At 75.1% G+C, this 13,978-nt stretch carries 12 protein-coding genes and 1 pseudogene; 6 read left to right on the forward strand and 7 right to left on the reverse strand.

Annotated elements, in window-relative coordinates; translation table 11 throughout:
- The first annotated feature begins 124 nt into the window (after positions 1–124).
- On the forward strand, positions 125–766 hold the full coding sequence (locus IE332_RS34510; RefSeq protein ID WP_189924346.1) for a hypothetical protein: 642 nt from the start codon (positions 125–127) through the stop codon (positions 764–766).
- A gap of 58 nt (positions 767–824) precedes the next feature.
- Here the strand turns inward: IE332_RS34510 and IE332_RS34515 are convergent.
- The 4 genes and pseudogenes from IE332_RS34515 to IE332_RS34530 form a co-directional block, all read right to left on the reverse strand.
- Positions 825–938, reverse strand: a pseudogene (locus tag IE332_RS34515) (maleylpyruvate isomerase N-terminal domain-containing protein); the annotation flags it as partial.
- Between the two features lie 11 nt (positions 939–949).
- Positions 950–1,372, reverse strand: a complete 423-nt coding sequence (locus IE332_RS34520) for a carboxymuconolactone decarboxylase family protein (protein WP_189924348.1) — start codon at positions 1,370–1,372, stop codon at positions 950–952.
- 164 nt (positions 1,373–1,536) lie between these two features.
- On the reverse strand, positions 1,537–2,640 hold the full coding sequence (locus IE332_RS34525; protein WP_189924350.1) for an NADH:flavin oxidoreductase/NADH oxidase: 1,104 nt from the start codon (positions 2,638–2,640) through the stop codon (positions 1,537–1,539).
- A gap of 139 nt (positions 2,641–2,779) precedes the next feature.
- Positions 2,780–5,497, reverse strand: coding sequence for an ATP-binding protein (locus IE332_RS34530; protein ID WP_229929149.1), 2,718 nt, complete (start codon positions 5,495–5,497; stop codon positions 2,780–2,782).
- A 406-nt stretch (positions 5,498–5,903) separates the two neighbouring features.
- Between IE332_RS34530 and IE332_RS34535 the strand changes: the two genes are divergently transcribed.
- Positions 5,904–6,863, forward strand: coding sequence for a hypothetical protein (locus tag IE332_RS34535; RefSeq protein WP_189924354.1), 960 nt, complete (start codon positions 5,904–5,906; stop codon positions 6,861–6,863).
- A 119-nt stretch (positions 6,864–6,982) separates the two neighbouring features.
- Complete coding sequence (locus IE332_RS34540) at positions 6,983–7,945, forward strand: hypothetical protein (protein ID WP_189924357.1); 963 nt, start codon at positions 6,983–6,985, stop codon at positions 7,943–7,945.
- A gap of 59 nt (positions 7,946–8,004) precedes the next feature.
- Here the strand turns inward: IE332_RS34540 and IE332_RS34545 are convergent, their stop codons facing one another.
- The 3 genes from IE332_RS34545 to IE332_RS34555 all read right to left on the reverse strand — a co-directional run bounded on the left by IE332_RS34545 (position 8,005) and on the right by IE332_RS34555 (position 11,387).
- Positions 8,005–9,390 (reverse strand): MFS transporter, encoded by a 1,386-nt coding sequence (locus IE332_RS34545; protein ID WP_189924359.1) that lies wholly within the window; start codon positions 9,388–9,390, stop codon positions 8,005–8,007.
- A gap of 345 nt (positions 9,391–9,735) precedes the next feature.
- On the reverse strand, positions 9,736–10,368 hold the full coding sequence (locus IE332_RS34550) for a TetR/AcrR family transcriptional regulator (RefSeq protein ID WP_189924360.1): 633 nt from the start codon (positions 10,366–10,368) through the stop codon (positions 9,736–9,738).
- Between the two features lie 56 nt (positions 10,369–10,424).
- Positions 10,425–11,387, reverse strand: a complete 963-nt coding sequence (locus IE332_RS34555) for a quinone oxidoreductase family protein (RefSeq protein WP_189924362.1) — start codon at positions 11,385–11,387, stop codon at positions 10,425–10,427.
- Positions 11,388–11,527: 140 nt separating this feature from the next.
- Between IE332_RS34555 and IE332_RS34560 the strand changes: the two genes are divergently transcribed.
- The 3 genes from IE332_RS34560 (at position 11,528) to IE332_RS34570 (ending at position 13,738) form a co-directional block, all read left to right on the forward strand.
- Entirely contained in the window at positions 11,528–12,019 is a 492-nt protein-coding gene (locus IE332_RS34560) for an NUDIX hydrolase (RefSeq protein ID WP_189924364.1), read from the forward strand.
- 80 nt (positions 12,020–12,099) lie between these two features.
- A complete protein-coding gene (locus IE332_RS34565) occupies positions 12,100–12,486 on the forward strand; it encodes a hypothetical protein (RefSeq protein ID WP_229929144.1) in 387 nt (128 codons plus the stop codon).
- A gap of 55 nt (positions 12,487–12,541) precedes the next feature.
- Positions 12,542–13,738: an erythromycin esterase family protein gene (locus IE332_RS34570; RefSeq protein ID WP_189924366.1), complete on the forward strand. Its 1,197-nt coding sequence runs from the start codon at positions 12,542–12,544 to the stop codon at positions 13,736–13,738.
- Positions 13,739–13,978: the final 240 nt, after the last annotated feature.

The raw sequence follows: 13,978 nt of genomic DNA on the forward strand, positions 1-13,978 counted from the left end.
ACGCGCCGAACCGTCCTGCCCCCGTGGTGACTTGCGACGAATCCGGGACACCCCGAGGCCTTGTCGGCCGTCCCGTCGGGGCGGAGCCTGGCCTGGAGACAACGGTCTCCACAGGGGGCAGGCGATGAACCGCGGGCAAGGGGCTCTGTGCTGGGCGGCGCTGCTGGGGGTCGCGGTCGTGGCCGTCTGGGCGGCGCAGACCGGGAGTGGCGGGCCCCACAGCCACAGGGTGGTGCTGCCCGAGCCTGCCCCGGCGTCGGCCCAGTGGATCGTGGACACGGTGACCCCGGCGGACGCGAGGCCAAAGCAGTGCCCGGCGCCGACCCTGGCGACCCTGGCCGTGCTCGACTCCGACGGTCACGGCCGGGCGGAGGCCTTCTGGCTGGTCGACAGCGTGGACGTCTGCTGGGCGGTCATCAGCGCGAACGGCGCCCGGAGCGTCGGGTTCGGCTCCATCGACGGCCTGACCACCGACCGTCTCCTGCCCTTCGACTCGGGGGCGGGAGGGGACTGGTACACGGTCACCGCCTTCCACGGCCGGGTCGAGAACCTGACGGTCACCGGCGACACCGACCACGTCCTCGGCCCCGTCGGCACCCGCACCGTCGACCTCGGCAGCGGCGAGCTCGTCACCTTCGTCTCCTACGGCATCCGGATCCCCGAGGGGGACCAGGACCTCGCCCTGTTCCTGTGCCCCCCGGTCGGCGACTGCCGTGACACCAGCTTCCACCCGTTCGACTCCCATCGGCGCGGGGACCGGGGGTAGGAGAAGGAGCGGACCCGCCGGGCCGTCACCCCCGCTCTCCCCCGGCGGGGGAGCCCGCGCCCCCCTGCGGCGGGGCCGGCAGGTGCGGCAGGTGCGCGACGAGGTCGAGGTGGTGCAGCGTCCACTCGAGTACGTACGCGTCCAGGAAGTCGGCGGTGGTCAGGACCTGTCCGCAGCGGCGCGTCAGTCGGCCGCGACCGGGAGCAGGCCGCGCTCGGCGAACACCTTCTTGGCGACGAAGGTGGCGTTCAGTGCCCGGGGGAAGCCGCAGTAGCCGGCGGAGTGCAGCAGGGCCTCGACGATCTCCTCGGGGGTGAGGCCCACGTTCAGGGCGGCGTTGACGTGGACCTCCAGCTGCGGCTCGCACCCGCCGAGCGCGGTGAGCATGCCCAGGGTGACCAACTGGCGGTCGCGGGGCACGAGTCGGGGGCGGCTGTAGATCTCCCCGAAGCCCCAGGCGACGATCTGGTGCCCGAGTTCGGGGCTGATGTCGTCCAGCGACTCCACGACCCGCCGCCCGACCTCCCCGTCGATGCGCTCCAGCACCTCCATCCCGCGCTCGAAGCGCTCCTGGCGGGCCTGTGCGTCGTTCGCGCTCGTGCTCATCGTGGTGCTCCTGTCTCCCGGCCGCCCGGGCGGCGGCCCACGTCCCGTACCGTTTCGTCCGGCCCGCCGGGGTCGGCGGGTCGGACTTACGGCAGAACCGTAGGACTTGGAGTGCACTCCAACTCAAGTCCGACACGGGGCGGTGCCGGAGCGGTGCCAGGGCGTCAGGCGCGGTGGTACTGGAGCGGGGTGGGGACCTCGCCGCCGAGTTCGGCGGCGGCGTGGCGGGCCCAGTACGGGTTGCGCAGCAGCTCGCGGCCGAGCAGGACGGCGTCGGCGCGGCCCTCGGTGAGGACGGCCTGGGCCTGGGCGGGGTCGGTGATCAGGCCGACGGCGGCCACCGGCAGGCCGGTCCCGGTGCGCACGGCCTCGGCGAAGGGCACCTGGAAGCCGGGCGCGGCCTCGATCCGGGCGTCGGGGACGAGGCCGCCGGTGGAGACGTCCAGCAGGTCCACGCCGTGGGCCTGCAGTTCCTTGGCGAGGCGGACGGTGTCCTGGGAGGTCCAGCCCGCGCGGCCGTCCTCGGGGTTCTCGGTGAGCCAGTCGGTGGCGGAGACGCGGAAGAAGACCGGCAGCTCCTCGGGCCACACCGAGCGCACCGCGTCGACGACCTCCAGCGCGAAGCGGATGCGGCCCTCGAAGGAGCCGCCGTAGCCGTCGGTGCGGCGGTTGGTGTGCGGGGAGAGGAACTGGTGGACGAGGTAGCCGTGGGCGCCGTGGATCTCGGCGACCTGGAAGCCGGCGTCGAGCGCGCGCCGGGCGGCGTCGGCGAACTGGCCGACGATCTCGGCGATCTGCTCCCCGGTCAGCTCGTGCGGCGCGGTGTGGGCGGGGGAGAAGGCCTCGGCGCCGGGGCCGACCGGCGCCCAGCCGTGCTCCTCGCCGGCGCCGAGGGGGCGGCCGCGGTCGACCCAGGTCCGCTCGGTGGAGGCCTTGCGCCCGGCGTGGGCGAGCTGGATCGCGGCGACGGTGCCCTGGGACTTCAGGAAGGCGGTGATCCGGCGGAAGGCCGCGGCCTGCTCGTCGTTCCAGATCCCGAGGTCGTACGGGCTGATGCGGCCCTCGGGGCTGACCGCGGTGGCCTCCGTGACGATCAGTCCGGTGCCGCCGGCGGCGCGCGCCGCGAGGTGGGTGAAGTGCCAGTCCGTCGGCACCCCGGCCGCGTCCCCGTCCGGCTGCGCGCTGTACTGGCACATCGCGGCCATCCAGATCCGGTTGGGGACGGTCAGCTCCCGCAGGGTGTACGGGGTGAAGAGGGTGGTGCTCATGGTCGGACTCCCGGTGGGTCGGCGGCGCCAGGACGCGTGGCGTGCATGCCCGCAACTGATTGCAGCTGCAACTTATGAACCTAAAGATAGTTGCGCGCGCAGGTATCTGCAAGGGTCTGCATCCGGCCCTGCCCCGGTCTCAGCCTGCCCCGCCCGCTCCCAGCAGCCCCCGGGCCCGGGCCGCCAGCCCGTCCGCCCCGCACCGGACGGCCAGCTCCAGCCCCCGGGTGAGCGCCGCCCCGCCGTCCGCCGTCCCCGGATCCACCGCCCCGCCGCCCAGCGCCTCACCCAGGTCCACCAGCGCGAGCGCGTGCTCGTACCGGGCCGGCGACCGCTCCAGCAGGCCGACCGCCTCCACCAGCAGCCCGACCGCCCGGGGCCGCCCGTGCACCGCCGCGCTCAGCCGCAGCGCGCTGCCGACCGCCGACTCCGTCCCCGACACCCGGGCCCGGCGCACCGCCTCCGCCGCCAGCTCCCGGGCCCGCTCCGGCTGCTCGGCGGCCACCGCCCGGGCCAGGTGGCCCAGCCACGGCGCCCACACCGTGTTGCGCCACCCCCGCGCGTCCAGCACCTCCCCGGCGGCGGCCAGCGCCGCGGCCGCCCCCGCCGCGTCGCCCCGCGCCAGCAGCAGCCGCCCGTACAGCGTCGGGGCGTCGGGCAGCACCATCACCGTCGGGTACGGCGGGCCGAACGCGTGCTCGCGCGTCAGCTCCAGGGCCTCCGCCAGCCGCCCGCGCGCGGCCAGGGTCTCCGCCAGCGCCCCGACCGCGTCCCAGTGCAGCGGGATGTCCCGGCCGATCCGCCCGGCGATCCGCAGCGCCCGGCGCAGGTAGTCCTCCGCCGCGGCGAGGTCGCCGCAGCGGAAGCGCAGCATGCCGGTCAGCAGATAGGCGAAGCCGAGGTGACCGCCGCTCCACCCGGCGACCTCGTAGGCCCGCACCGCCTCCCCGAACAGCTCCTCCGCCCGGTCGACCCGGTCGGCGTACAGGTAGCTGATGCCCAGGATCCCGGGCAGCTCGAAGCCCCAGGTGGTGTTGGTCCAGCCCAGGCTGCGGGGCAGCCGCCCGTCCGGCAGCGCGGACTCGCCCAGCGCGATCGCCTCCGCCCGGTCGACGCCGCGCAGCGTCAGGTCCCAGCAGCGCAGCACCGCCACCGCGTGCGCCAGGCCGTCGCGTTCGAACACCGTCCCGCCCGGGGTGCCTCCGCCCGCCTCGGTGTCGGCGTCGCTGAAGGCCAGCCCGACCGTCCCCAGCATCCGGTCGAACTCCGCCAGCCGCCGCGAACGCCCGGGCCCGTCCGCGTCCTCGAACTGGAACGCCCCGAACATGAAGTGCGCGACCTCCAGCCGCAGCCGCCCCGGCCCCGGCCCGGTCCGCGCCGCCTCCTCGGCGCACAGCGCCGCCGCCTCACCGACCCGGTTGCCGTGCGCGAGCGCCTGCGCCAGCCGGAACGTCGCGTCCACCCGCAGCTCGGGGCCCAGCCCGTACGGGTCGGCCAGCGCCAGCCGCAGCTGGTTGACCGTGGTCGCCGGGTCGGTGAGCAGCGCCGAACAGCCCAGCTCGTACAGCACCGTGGCCCGGTCCTCGTCCGCCGGCGGCTCGCTGATGGCCCGCCGCAGGCAGCGCTGCGCCGCCTCGGGCGCGCCGATGGCCAGGTGCTCGCGGGCCGCCCGGCGCAGCTTGTCGACGATCTCGCCGTCCCCGTCGGGCAGGATCTCCAGCAGGTGGCGGGAGGCCGCGAGCAGGCCGAGGCCGGCGTTCTCCAGCTCGACGGCGGCGACCCCGTGCATCCCGGTGCGGGCCGCGGGCGGCATCGACTGGTACACCGAGGTGGCGACCAGCGGGTGGACGAACTCCAGCCGGCCCGCCGAGGTGCCGGTCAGCACCCGGTGGTGGCGCAGTTCCCGCACCGACCGGGCGGCGGTCTCCGGGCCCTGGGCGCAGATGGCGGCGGCGAGGTCGGGGCGGATGTCGGTGTCCAGCACGGACGCCGCCCAGGCGAAGCGCAGCGCGGTGGGGCCGACCCGGTCCAGCCAGTGACGCAGCGTCATCCCCCGTGCGGTGGCGGCCAGTTCGCGCAGCTGCCCGGTGCTCTCCTCGACCGGGTCGAGCCGCTGGTCGGCGACCTCGCGCAGCAGGGCGGCGGTCTCGTACGGGTTCCCGCCGGTGACGGCCCACACGTGGCGGCAGAAGGCGTCCTCGGCCGCGGTGCCCAGGGCCGCGCGGACCAGCCGGGCGACCGAGGCGGGCTGCAGCGGGCGCAGTTCGTGCCGGCGGTCGGCCCGCTCGGCGAGGCCGCGCTGCAACGCCAGGGCGTCGTCGGGGAACTCGTCGCGGCAGGCGAGCACCAGCAGGGCCGGCAACTCCCGTACGCGCAGCGCGAAGCCCGCCAGCCAGCCGAGCGACTCCGGGTCCGCCCAGTGCAGGTCGTCGACGATCACCGCCACCGGGGAACGCAGCTGCACGAGGCGGGTGAGGACGAAGTCCAGCCCGTCGCGCACCCCTTGGGGATCGATCTGCCCGCCCGGCGGCAGCAGCCCGGCCGCCGGGCCGACGACGTCCTCCCACGGCCCGAAGACCCGGGCCCGCTCCTCGGCCGACAGGGCAGCCAGCACCGGACGCACCAACTGGCGTACCACGTGGAACGGTTCGTGGCACTGCCGCTGCCCGCCCCGGGCGAACAGCACCGTGCAGCCCGCCCGCCGCGCCGCCCGCCGCACCTCGGTCAGCACCGCGGTCTTGCCCAGCCCGGCCGCGCCCGTGTACAGCAGCAGCTCGCCGACCTCGGTGCCCACCGGCCCGGTGAGCGCCTCGATCGCCCGGCCCGCCGAACGGATCTCGGCCTCCCGCTCGTGCAGCGGCCCGCCGCCTCCCGAGCCGGCCCCGCCGTTCCCGTTGCCGTCCCCGGGCTTCGCCTCGGCCACCTGTGCCTCCAATTCACCGTGTCGGAACGGTCGTTGAGAGGACGACGGTACTGCGGCGGGCCCGTGCTCCGGTACGGGCTTGACAAAGCCGTCCGGTGCTTCCGGTGGACGGCTGCCCCTCGGGTACGGACGACCGGCCGCCACCTGCGGGAACCCCGTCCCATGAGGGAGCGGCCGGGGGAGGGCCAGGGAGCGGCCGGCCTTGGGTCCGTCGGCCCCCGGTCGGCCGAAAACCCGTTGGCCCCCGGCCGCCCGGCCCGCGATACTCGCCAGCCGGTACCAGCCGGTACCAGCCGGTACCAGCCGGTACCGGACGGGGTCACAAGGGGGAACACGCGGTTTGGACGTCTTCACGTGCGAGGGGTGCGGCGCCGCGCTCACCGCGCCGCTGTCCCGGGTCGCCTTCCCCCTCTACGCGGGCTTCTCCTACGGCAACGGCCACCCCATGCCCGTGCTCATGGAGGCGGGCACCTACGCCGTCGACGAGGACCCGGCCGCCTGGCAGGCCCACTCGATCGTGATCGCCCCCGGTGACGCCCACGGCACCGCCCTGGTCCAGCGCCGCGAGTACGGCGCCTGCTGCGGCATCGACGGCCGCAACGGCCCCAACGTCACCTGCGCGGGCTGCGGCCGCAAGGTGGCCACCCGGGTCGACGACTGCTCGCTCTGGCAGGCCACCTGGCTGGAGCCCGCCGCGGTGCGCCTCGTCGCCGTGGGCCCCGCCCGTCCGGTCGCCGACTGGGCCGAGCTCGCCGAGGACCGGTGCGGCACCCCGCTGCTGGACCTGACGGGGGCGTGGGACCCGCGCTGGGAGTCGGAGGTCACCGTGACGCTGGCCCACCTGGTCGCCGCCGCGGACGGCTCGCCCGTCACCGTCGACCGGCTCCTCGCCGACGCCTTCCGCCAGTTCCTCGCCGCCCTCCCGCAGACGCGCCCGGCCAAGCGCGCCGTCCTGGCCGGGCCCGGACTGCCCCTGCCCGAGCCCCTGCCGGACATCGCCGTGGTCCCGCGCCACCCGCAGACCGGCGAGCCCTGGCCCGTACCCCCCGGTGTGGCCGCCGCCCCGCTGGACCTCGGGTTCTGGCGCCAGCTCGCCTTCCACCGGGAGCACCCCGCCCGCCCCGCCATCGGCCGCCTGCCCCCGGGCGTCGAACGCGACGACCCGCTGCCGCCCCACCCCTGGCGCCCGGTGATGGTCTGCCACAGCCTCTTCTTCCACGCCCTGTCCCGCATCCCCGGCATCCGCCCGGCCTGGCAGGACCACGTCCGTACCAACGCCGCGGCCCTGCTCCACCCCTGACCCCCCGTCGGCCCCCCTTCCAGGAGCCGGCGGAAAACCCGTTGGCCCCGGCCGCCCCGCCCGCGATACTTCGTGTCGGTACCAGCCGCCGGGCCGGATCTGCAGGGGGGAGCACACGTTTGGACGTTTTCACGTGCGAGGGGTGCGGTGCCGAACTGACCGCCCCACTGTCGCGGGTGCCCTTCCCCGCCTACGCCGGTTCCTACTACGGCAACGGCCTGACGATGCCGGTCCTGATGGAGCCGGGCACGTACGCGGTCGACGAGGGTCCGGCCCGGGAGGCCCGGTCGATCGTGATCGCCCCAGGCGACGCCGTCGGCACCGACCTGATCCAGCGGGCCGAGCCCGGCGCCTGCTGCGGCATTTACGGCCGGTACGGCCCCAACGTCACCTGCGCGGGCTGCCGCCGCAAGGTGGCCACCCGGGTCGACGACTGCTCGCTCTGGCAGGCCACCTGGCTGGAGCCCGATGCCGTGCGCCTCCTGCCCGCCGGCCCCGCCCGCCCGGTCGCCGACTGGGCCGAGCTCACCGCGTGGTGGTGCGCCACCGAGCCGTGGGACCGGCAGGGGTGGTGGGAGCCGCGGTGGGAGTCGGAGGCAGCCGTGACGCTCGCCCATGTGGTCGCCGCCGCCGACGGCTCGCCCGTCACCGTCCCGGACGGCCCCCTCGCCGACACCTTCCGCGTCCTGCTGGACCAGGCGCTGCCGCCGGGGAGCCCGCCCAAGCGCCTGGCCCTGCTCGGGCCGGGCCTGCTCCTGCCCGACCCGCTCCCGGACATCGCCGTGGTGCCCCGTCACCCGCAGACCGGCGAGCCCTGGACCCCACCCCCCGGCGTGGCCGCCGCACCGCTGGACGTCGGCTACTGGACACACCTCGCCCGCTTCCGCGACCGCCTGCTCAGGCCCGTCACCGGCGGCCTGCCGCCAGGCGTCGAACGCGACGACCCCCTCCCGCTGCACCCCTGCTACGACCGGCACTTCGCATGGGGGACCTACCGCAAAGTCCTGGCCCGGCTGCGCCCCGCCCCGGGCGGCGAAGGGGCGTCGACCCACCGCCCGGAGGCGGCAGTCGGCGGCCCGTGAACGCGACGGCGCCGCCCGGGAGGTCCGGGCGGCGCCGTCGAGGCGTTATGCGGTGGCCGTCAGCGCACCGGCTGGGGGAGGCGCTGGGCGGGGACGGCGGGGGTGTGGGTCCGGGCGGAGGCGGCCGGGGCGGCGCCCAGGGCGGTGCCGCGGGTCTCCTCCGCCCACAGCACGCACACCAGCAGGCCCAGGGCCGTGGTGCCGGCGGCGATCAGCATGGTCGGGCCGGTGCCGAGCCCGGTCAGCGACAGCGGCAGCAGGTAGGTGCCGACGGCCGCGCCGATCCGGCTGACCGAGGTGGCCACGCCCACGGCGGTGGCCCGGATCTCGGTGGGGAACAGCTCGTTGGGGTAGGTCCAGTCGAGGACGTTGGGCCCGCCGCACAGGAAGGCGTACGCGCACAGCGCCAGCAGGGCGACCGCGGCGGGGGCGGTGGGCCACACGCCGAGCAGGGCCAGCGGCACGGTCATCAGGGCGAAGGACCAGATGATGACGGGGCGCCGGCCGCGGCTGTCGATCAGGCGCAGCGCCGGGTAGCAGCCGAGCAGGAAGACGAGGCTGATCAGGCCGGTGCCGAGGGTCTCCATCACGGTGCCGCCCGGCATGCCGAAGGAGGAGAGGATCTGCGGGCCGAAGGTGAGCATCGCGAACAGCGGGCCGACCTGGCAGAGGAAGAACAGGCCGCAGAACAGGGTGCGGCGCCGGTAGGGCTGGGTCATCAGCAGGCGCAGTCCGGCGGGGCGGCCGCGTTCGGCCGGGTCGGGCATCAGCTCGCGGCCGTCGACCCGTACCCCGAGGTGCTTCTCGACCACGCGCACCGCGTCGCCGACCCGCCCGTTGGCGGCGAGCCAGCGCGGCGACTCCGGCGAGCCGCGGCGGATCACCAGGAAGACCACGCACAGCACCGTGGAGCTCGCCAGCATCCACCGCCAGCTGCCCGGCCCGGCCAGTTCCAGGAACAGGTAGCCCACCACGTAGGCGAGCACGGAGCCGGCGTACCAGGCCACGATCTGCTGGCCGAGCAGGCGGCCGCGCTGCTTGGCGGGCAGCCACTCGGCGAGCAGGGAGGTGGCGATGGGGTAGTCGGCGGCCACGGCCATGCCGAGCACGAAGCGCAGCAGGGTGATCGCCCACACCGCGTCGACCCAGAAGGAGAGCACCGAGCAGGCGACCATCACCAGCAGGTCGGCGGTGTACATCACCTCCCGGCCGATCCTGTCGGTCAGCACGCCGAAGAGCGCGCCGCCGACGAACATGCCGACCAGGGCGGCGGCGCCGATCAGGCTGACCTCGGCGGTGGACAGCCCGAGGTCGGGACGCATCCCGATCAGGGCGACGCCGACGATGCTGAGGATGTAGCCGTCCAGCAGCGGCCCGCCCGAGCAGGCGAGGGCCAGCCTGCGGTGGAAGGCGGTATACGGGGCGTTGTCGATCGTTTGGGACATGTGCTTGGGGTCCTCCGGAGCGTACGGCGGCGGGCGGGGCCCGCCCCCGTGCGCCGGGTAGACGGCGGGGGTACGACGCCGCCCACCTCGGGCGGCGCCACCGCCCGATCACACCGGGCGACCGTCCACGGTTGCCCGGGTCCGCCACCGTCACCACCGGGCCGAAGGTCGACCGGATTCATGACCTTGGTCCCGAAGCGGACGGGCCCTTGGCCTGTGCCGATCAACGGCTCGTCCAGTCCTGCCGGGGCCCGTCGCCGTCCGGGCGCCCGATCGCGCGGGGGGCGTGACCCTGGTCACTTCGGGGGCCTCAACCGGCCTTTATGTGTGGCCCGTGCCACATCGTCAGCCGTTCGCCGTCAGATCCGACCCTCGTCGGGCCGACCCGGGCCGGGCCGCGCGCAGCCGGGCGAGGGAGACGTCCAGGGCGGCCTCCAGGTGCGCGATCGAGCCGGTGGTCATCAGGATCAGCACCCCGCCCTGGACCCCGGCCAGCAGCGCCGCGGCCTCCTGCTCGGCGTCCAGGGCGGGGGAGACCTCGCCGGCGTCCTGGAGGTGGCGGATGCCGGCGGCGAGCTGGTCCTGCCAGCGGGCCAGCAGTTCGCCGGCCACCGTCCGGGCCGCGCCGGTGGCCGAGCCCAGCTCGGACAGGGCCACGTGCAGCGGGCAGTCCGAGCCCTGCGCGCGGTAGCGGGCGACGACCTTACCGCGCCACCGCTGCCAGGCGTCCCAGGAGGTGAGGGAGCCGAGTTCGGGCTGCTGCTCGTCGAGGACCCGGTCCGCCTCGTGGCGGGCCACGGCCAGCAGCAGTTCGTCCTTGCCACCGGGGAAGTAGTGGAACAGCTGGCTCTTGCTGGTCGCGGTGCGGGCCATGACGTCCTCCAGGCGCAGCCCGAACACGCCCTCCTCGTGGATCTGCCCGGCGGCGCCCTCGACGATGCGCCGCCTGGTCGCGGCGCCCTTGCGGGTCAGCGGCACGTGCCCTCCCGGTGCTGGTGGTCGGGTCCGATCCTCGCGCACCGCGCCCCGTCCGGTCACGGGAGGAGGAGCAGCTTGCCGGTGGTACGGCGGGACTCCAGGTCGGCGTGCGCCCGGGCCGCCTCGGCGAGCGGGTAGCGGCCGGTGATCAGGGGGGTCAGCCGCCCGTCCCGGACCAGGCCGAACACCTCGCCGGCGCGCCGCACCAGCGCCTCGCGGGTGGCGACGTGGTGGTGCACCACCGGGTAGGTGAGCAGGATGCTGTTGGGCAGGTCGGTGGGCCGCAGGGTCGGCACGCCCATGAACGGCCCGTAGTAGGCGTGGACCCCGTGCGGGCGCAGGGCCAGCTGCGAGGAGGCGAAGGTGTCGGCGCCGCCGCCGTCGTAGACGACGTCGGCCCCGCGGCCGCCGGTCAACTCCCGTACCGGTTCCTCGAAACCGGCGCCGGAGTGCACCAGTACGTGGTCGGCACCGGCCCGGCGGGCGGCGTCGGCCTTCTCCGGGCGGGAGACCAGGCCGATCACGTTCCCGCCGCGGGCCTTGACCAGCTGGGTGAGCAGCAGCCCCACCCCGCCCGCCGCCGCGTGCACCACGGCCGTGTCGCCCGGGCCGACCGGGTAGGTCTCGGTGCTCAGGTGATTCGCCGTCAGGCCCTGCATCAGCAGGCCGCCCGCGACATCGTCCGGCACGTCGTCGTCCACCTTGACCAGCGAGGCGGCCGGGACGGCGAGCAACTCGGCGTAGCTGCCCTGGTGGTAGAACCAGGCGACCCGGTCGCCGACCGCCAGGTCCCACACCCCCGGCCCCAGGGCGGTGACGTACCCCATCCCCTCGGCGCCCAGGACCGTCGGCGCCGCCCAGCCGCCCGTGCCCTGCGAACGGGCGCCGACGTCCATGTAGTTCACCCCGGCGGCGCCCAGGCGCACCAGCGCCTCGCCGGGGCCGGGCACCGGGTCCGGCAGCTCGGTCCACCGCATGACCTCGGGGCCGCCGTGCTCCTCGATCCGGATCGCGTACATGGGGTGACCGCCTTCCTGTGCGGGCTCGTTCGGGAGGGAACGGACAGCACGGTAGGCAGCCGAAATTGGACCCACAAGTCCAGAAAGCCGGTGCGGCGGCGGAGGCGAGAACGCTGACGGGTCGTGCGATCGTTGGTGCCGTGGGTGAACTCGTGGAGCGGGTGGACGATCAGGACCGGGTGCTGGGGGTGGTGGACCGGGGCGAGGCCATCCGTCGGGGCTGGCTGCACCGGGTGGCGACGACGGTCTGCCGCGACCGGCAGGGGCGGGTGCTGGTCCACCGGCGGCCCGAGAACCTGTCCCGGTTCCCCGGCCACCACGAGGTGATGTTCGGCGGGGCCGTGGGCGTGGGCGAGTCCTATGAGCAGGCGGCGGCCCGGGAGTTGACCGAGGAGCTGGGCGTCCGGGTGCCGGTGCGCTTCCTGTTCACGTTCCTGTGCCGGGGTGTGATCGCCCCGTACTGGCTCGGCGTGCACGAGGCCGTGATCACGGGCGAGGTGACGCCCGACCCGGGGGAGGTCGCCTGGCACGGCTGGCTGACGGAGGCGGAGCTGCGGGAGGCCGTGCGGCGGTGGCGCTTCGTCCCGGACGGGCAGGAGGCGTTCGGCCGCTACCTCGCCCACCCGCGGTGACTCGCGCTGACCGCACGGGTTCCGCCGGGCCCGGATCAATTCGGTCGAGACGGGGCCGGCGGCCCCAGTAGCCTCGCCCTGTGACGGAACAGACGGAACAGACGGAACAGACGGAACATGAGCGGTACGCCCTGTACCGGGAAGACGCGAAGCTGCTGGCGCAGATCGGGGATCACGTCCACGCCCAGGTCGGCCGTGTCACGGTGCGACTGCCCAGGGCGGTGGCCCAGGCCGCGATGGACGCCTGGGAGCGGGACGACTCGGACGGCGAACTCGGCGAGGAGACCCGCGAGCAGTACGAGGCGCGGGACCAGGCCGGAAACCTGGCGCTGATCGGCCTGGCGATCTCGGATGACGGCCGCTGGGAGGGCGACGAGGTCGTCGTCGACCTGCATGTCGCCTCCGCGGGGGCGGCCTGGCTCAGTTACGCCGAAGCCGCGGGGACGGCCTACCGGGTGCAGGAGTAGCCGGCGATCGTTGCCGCTTGACCTCAAGTCAGCTTGAGGTACAAGACTGAGCGGCATGCCGAACGACACCGCACCCCTGCACCACCCCGCCCCTTCGAACACTGACCACACCCTGGCCCTCCCGCTGTCCGACACCGTGCTCGACCAGATCGCCGCACACCTGGCCGCCGGGGCGACGGTGATCGGCCTCGGGGAGTCCACGCGCTTCTCCCGGGAGACCTTCGGGGTACGGGACCAGCTGTTCCGCCGACTGGTCCGCGACCACGGCTTCCGCGCGCTGGCCGTCCAGGACAGCGCGGGCGCCGCCGCGGCCCTCGACGCGTACGTGGGCGGTGACGGGGGCTCCGCCGCGTCCGCGCTGGACGGCGCCTGGCGGCCGTGGCGCACCGAGGAGATGGCCGGCGCCCTGGAGTGGATCCGGGCGTTCAACCGCGACCACGCGGACGACCCCGTCCGGATCTTCGGCGTGAAGCCGGCCCAGGCCGCGCCCGACGACTACGACGCCGTCCTGGCCCACGTCCGCGCGTCGGCACCGGAGCGGCTCGCGCAGCTGGCGGCCCACCTGGACCCCATCCGCACCGCCCACCAGATCGACGAGCACGTGCAGCGGGCGCGGGGAGTCCACCCGGGACGGCCGTTCGCCGAACACGCCCGCGACGCACTCGCGTTGGTCGAGTCCCTGGCGGGTCCCGGCGCCGAGGACGTGGTCGCGAGGATGCGCCTGATCGTCGACTTCCACGAGCACAGCGTCGCCGGGCGCGGCAGCTTCGCGGGCGACGCCGAGGTGGGCGCCGACATCGTCGGAGACTTCCAGCACACGACCGGCCTGCGCACCGTGTACTGGGACGGCATCGCCCACACCTCGGCGACCGAGACGGTGCTGGGCCTGGCCCCCGAACGCGGCCCGCAGACCACCGCCGGCACCCTGCTGCGCAAGCGCTACGGCACGCAGTACGTCTCCGCCGCGATCGGCTTCCACCACGGCGACCTCGGCGTCGCCGTCCTCCCGGCCCCGGGCGCGGACCTGGTCGACGCCAGGCTCGGCGAAGCCGGCCTGCCCGCCCACTGGCTGGACCTGCGCCACGACGACGTCCGCGGGCAGTGGGACGGCCCGGCGAAGGCCCGCGTCATCAGCGGCGTCTACACCCCGGACCGCGACGCCGCCGAACACCTGGCCGTCGCCTCCCTGGCTGACGCCTTCGACGTCCTCATCCACATCCGCGAGGTCACCCCGGTGCACCGGCTGCCATGAGCCCGGCGGGGGCACCCATCACCGCGGGCCCGGACCGTTCGCGGTCCGGGCCCGATGTCCCACGCCCGTCGTCTGCCGGCAGTCCATGTGCCATGGGGCGTCACCCACGGCCGGAACGCCGTGGCGTGCCGTCAGTGACGTTCGGCGATGTTCGGCGGCGACCCCCTCGGGCGCCGCCGCCGTTCTGCGCTGGATCCGATGACGATCTCCGGCCGGCGACCAGGTTCGCGGATCAATTCG

Source organism: Kitasatospora xanthocidica (genome assembly GCF_014656195.1).
Taxonomy (GTDB): domain Bacteria; phylum Actinomycetota; class Actinomycetes; order Streptomycetales; family Streptomycetaceae; genus Kitasatospora; species Kitasatospora xanthocidica.

Excerpts from the sequence above, each read along its gene's own strand:
- IE332_RS34510 (WP_189924346.1), top strand. The coding sequence starts at position 125 with ATGAACCGCGGGCAAGGGGCTCTGTGCTGGGCGGCGCTGCTGGGGGTC.
- IE332_RS34520 (WP_189924348.1), bottom strand. The coding sequence starts at position 1,372 with ATGAGCACGAGCGCGAACGACGCACAGGCCCGCCAGGAGCGCTTCGAG.
- IE332_RS34525 (WP_189924350.1), bottom strand. The coding sequence starts at position 2,640 with ATGAGCACCACCCTCTTCACCCCGTACACCCTGCGGGAGCTGACCGTC.
- IE332_RS34545 (WP_189924359.1), bottom strand. The coding sequence starts at position 9,390 with ATGTCCCAAACGATCGACAACGCCCCGTATACCGCCTTCCACCGCAGG.
- IE332_RS34555 (WP_189924362.1), bottom strand. The coding sequence starts at position 11,387 with ATGTACGCGATCCGGATCGAGGAGCACGGCGGCCCCGAGGTCATGCGG.
- IE332_RS34570 (WP_189924366.1), top strand. The coding sequence starts at position 12,542 with ATGCCGAACGACACCGCACCCCTGCACCACCCCGCCCCTTCGAACACT.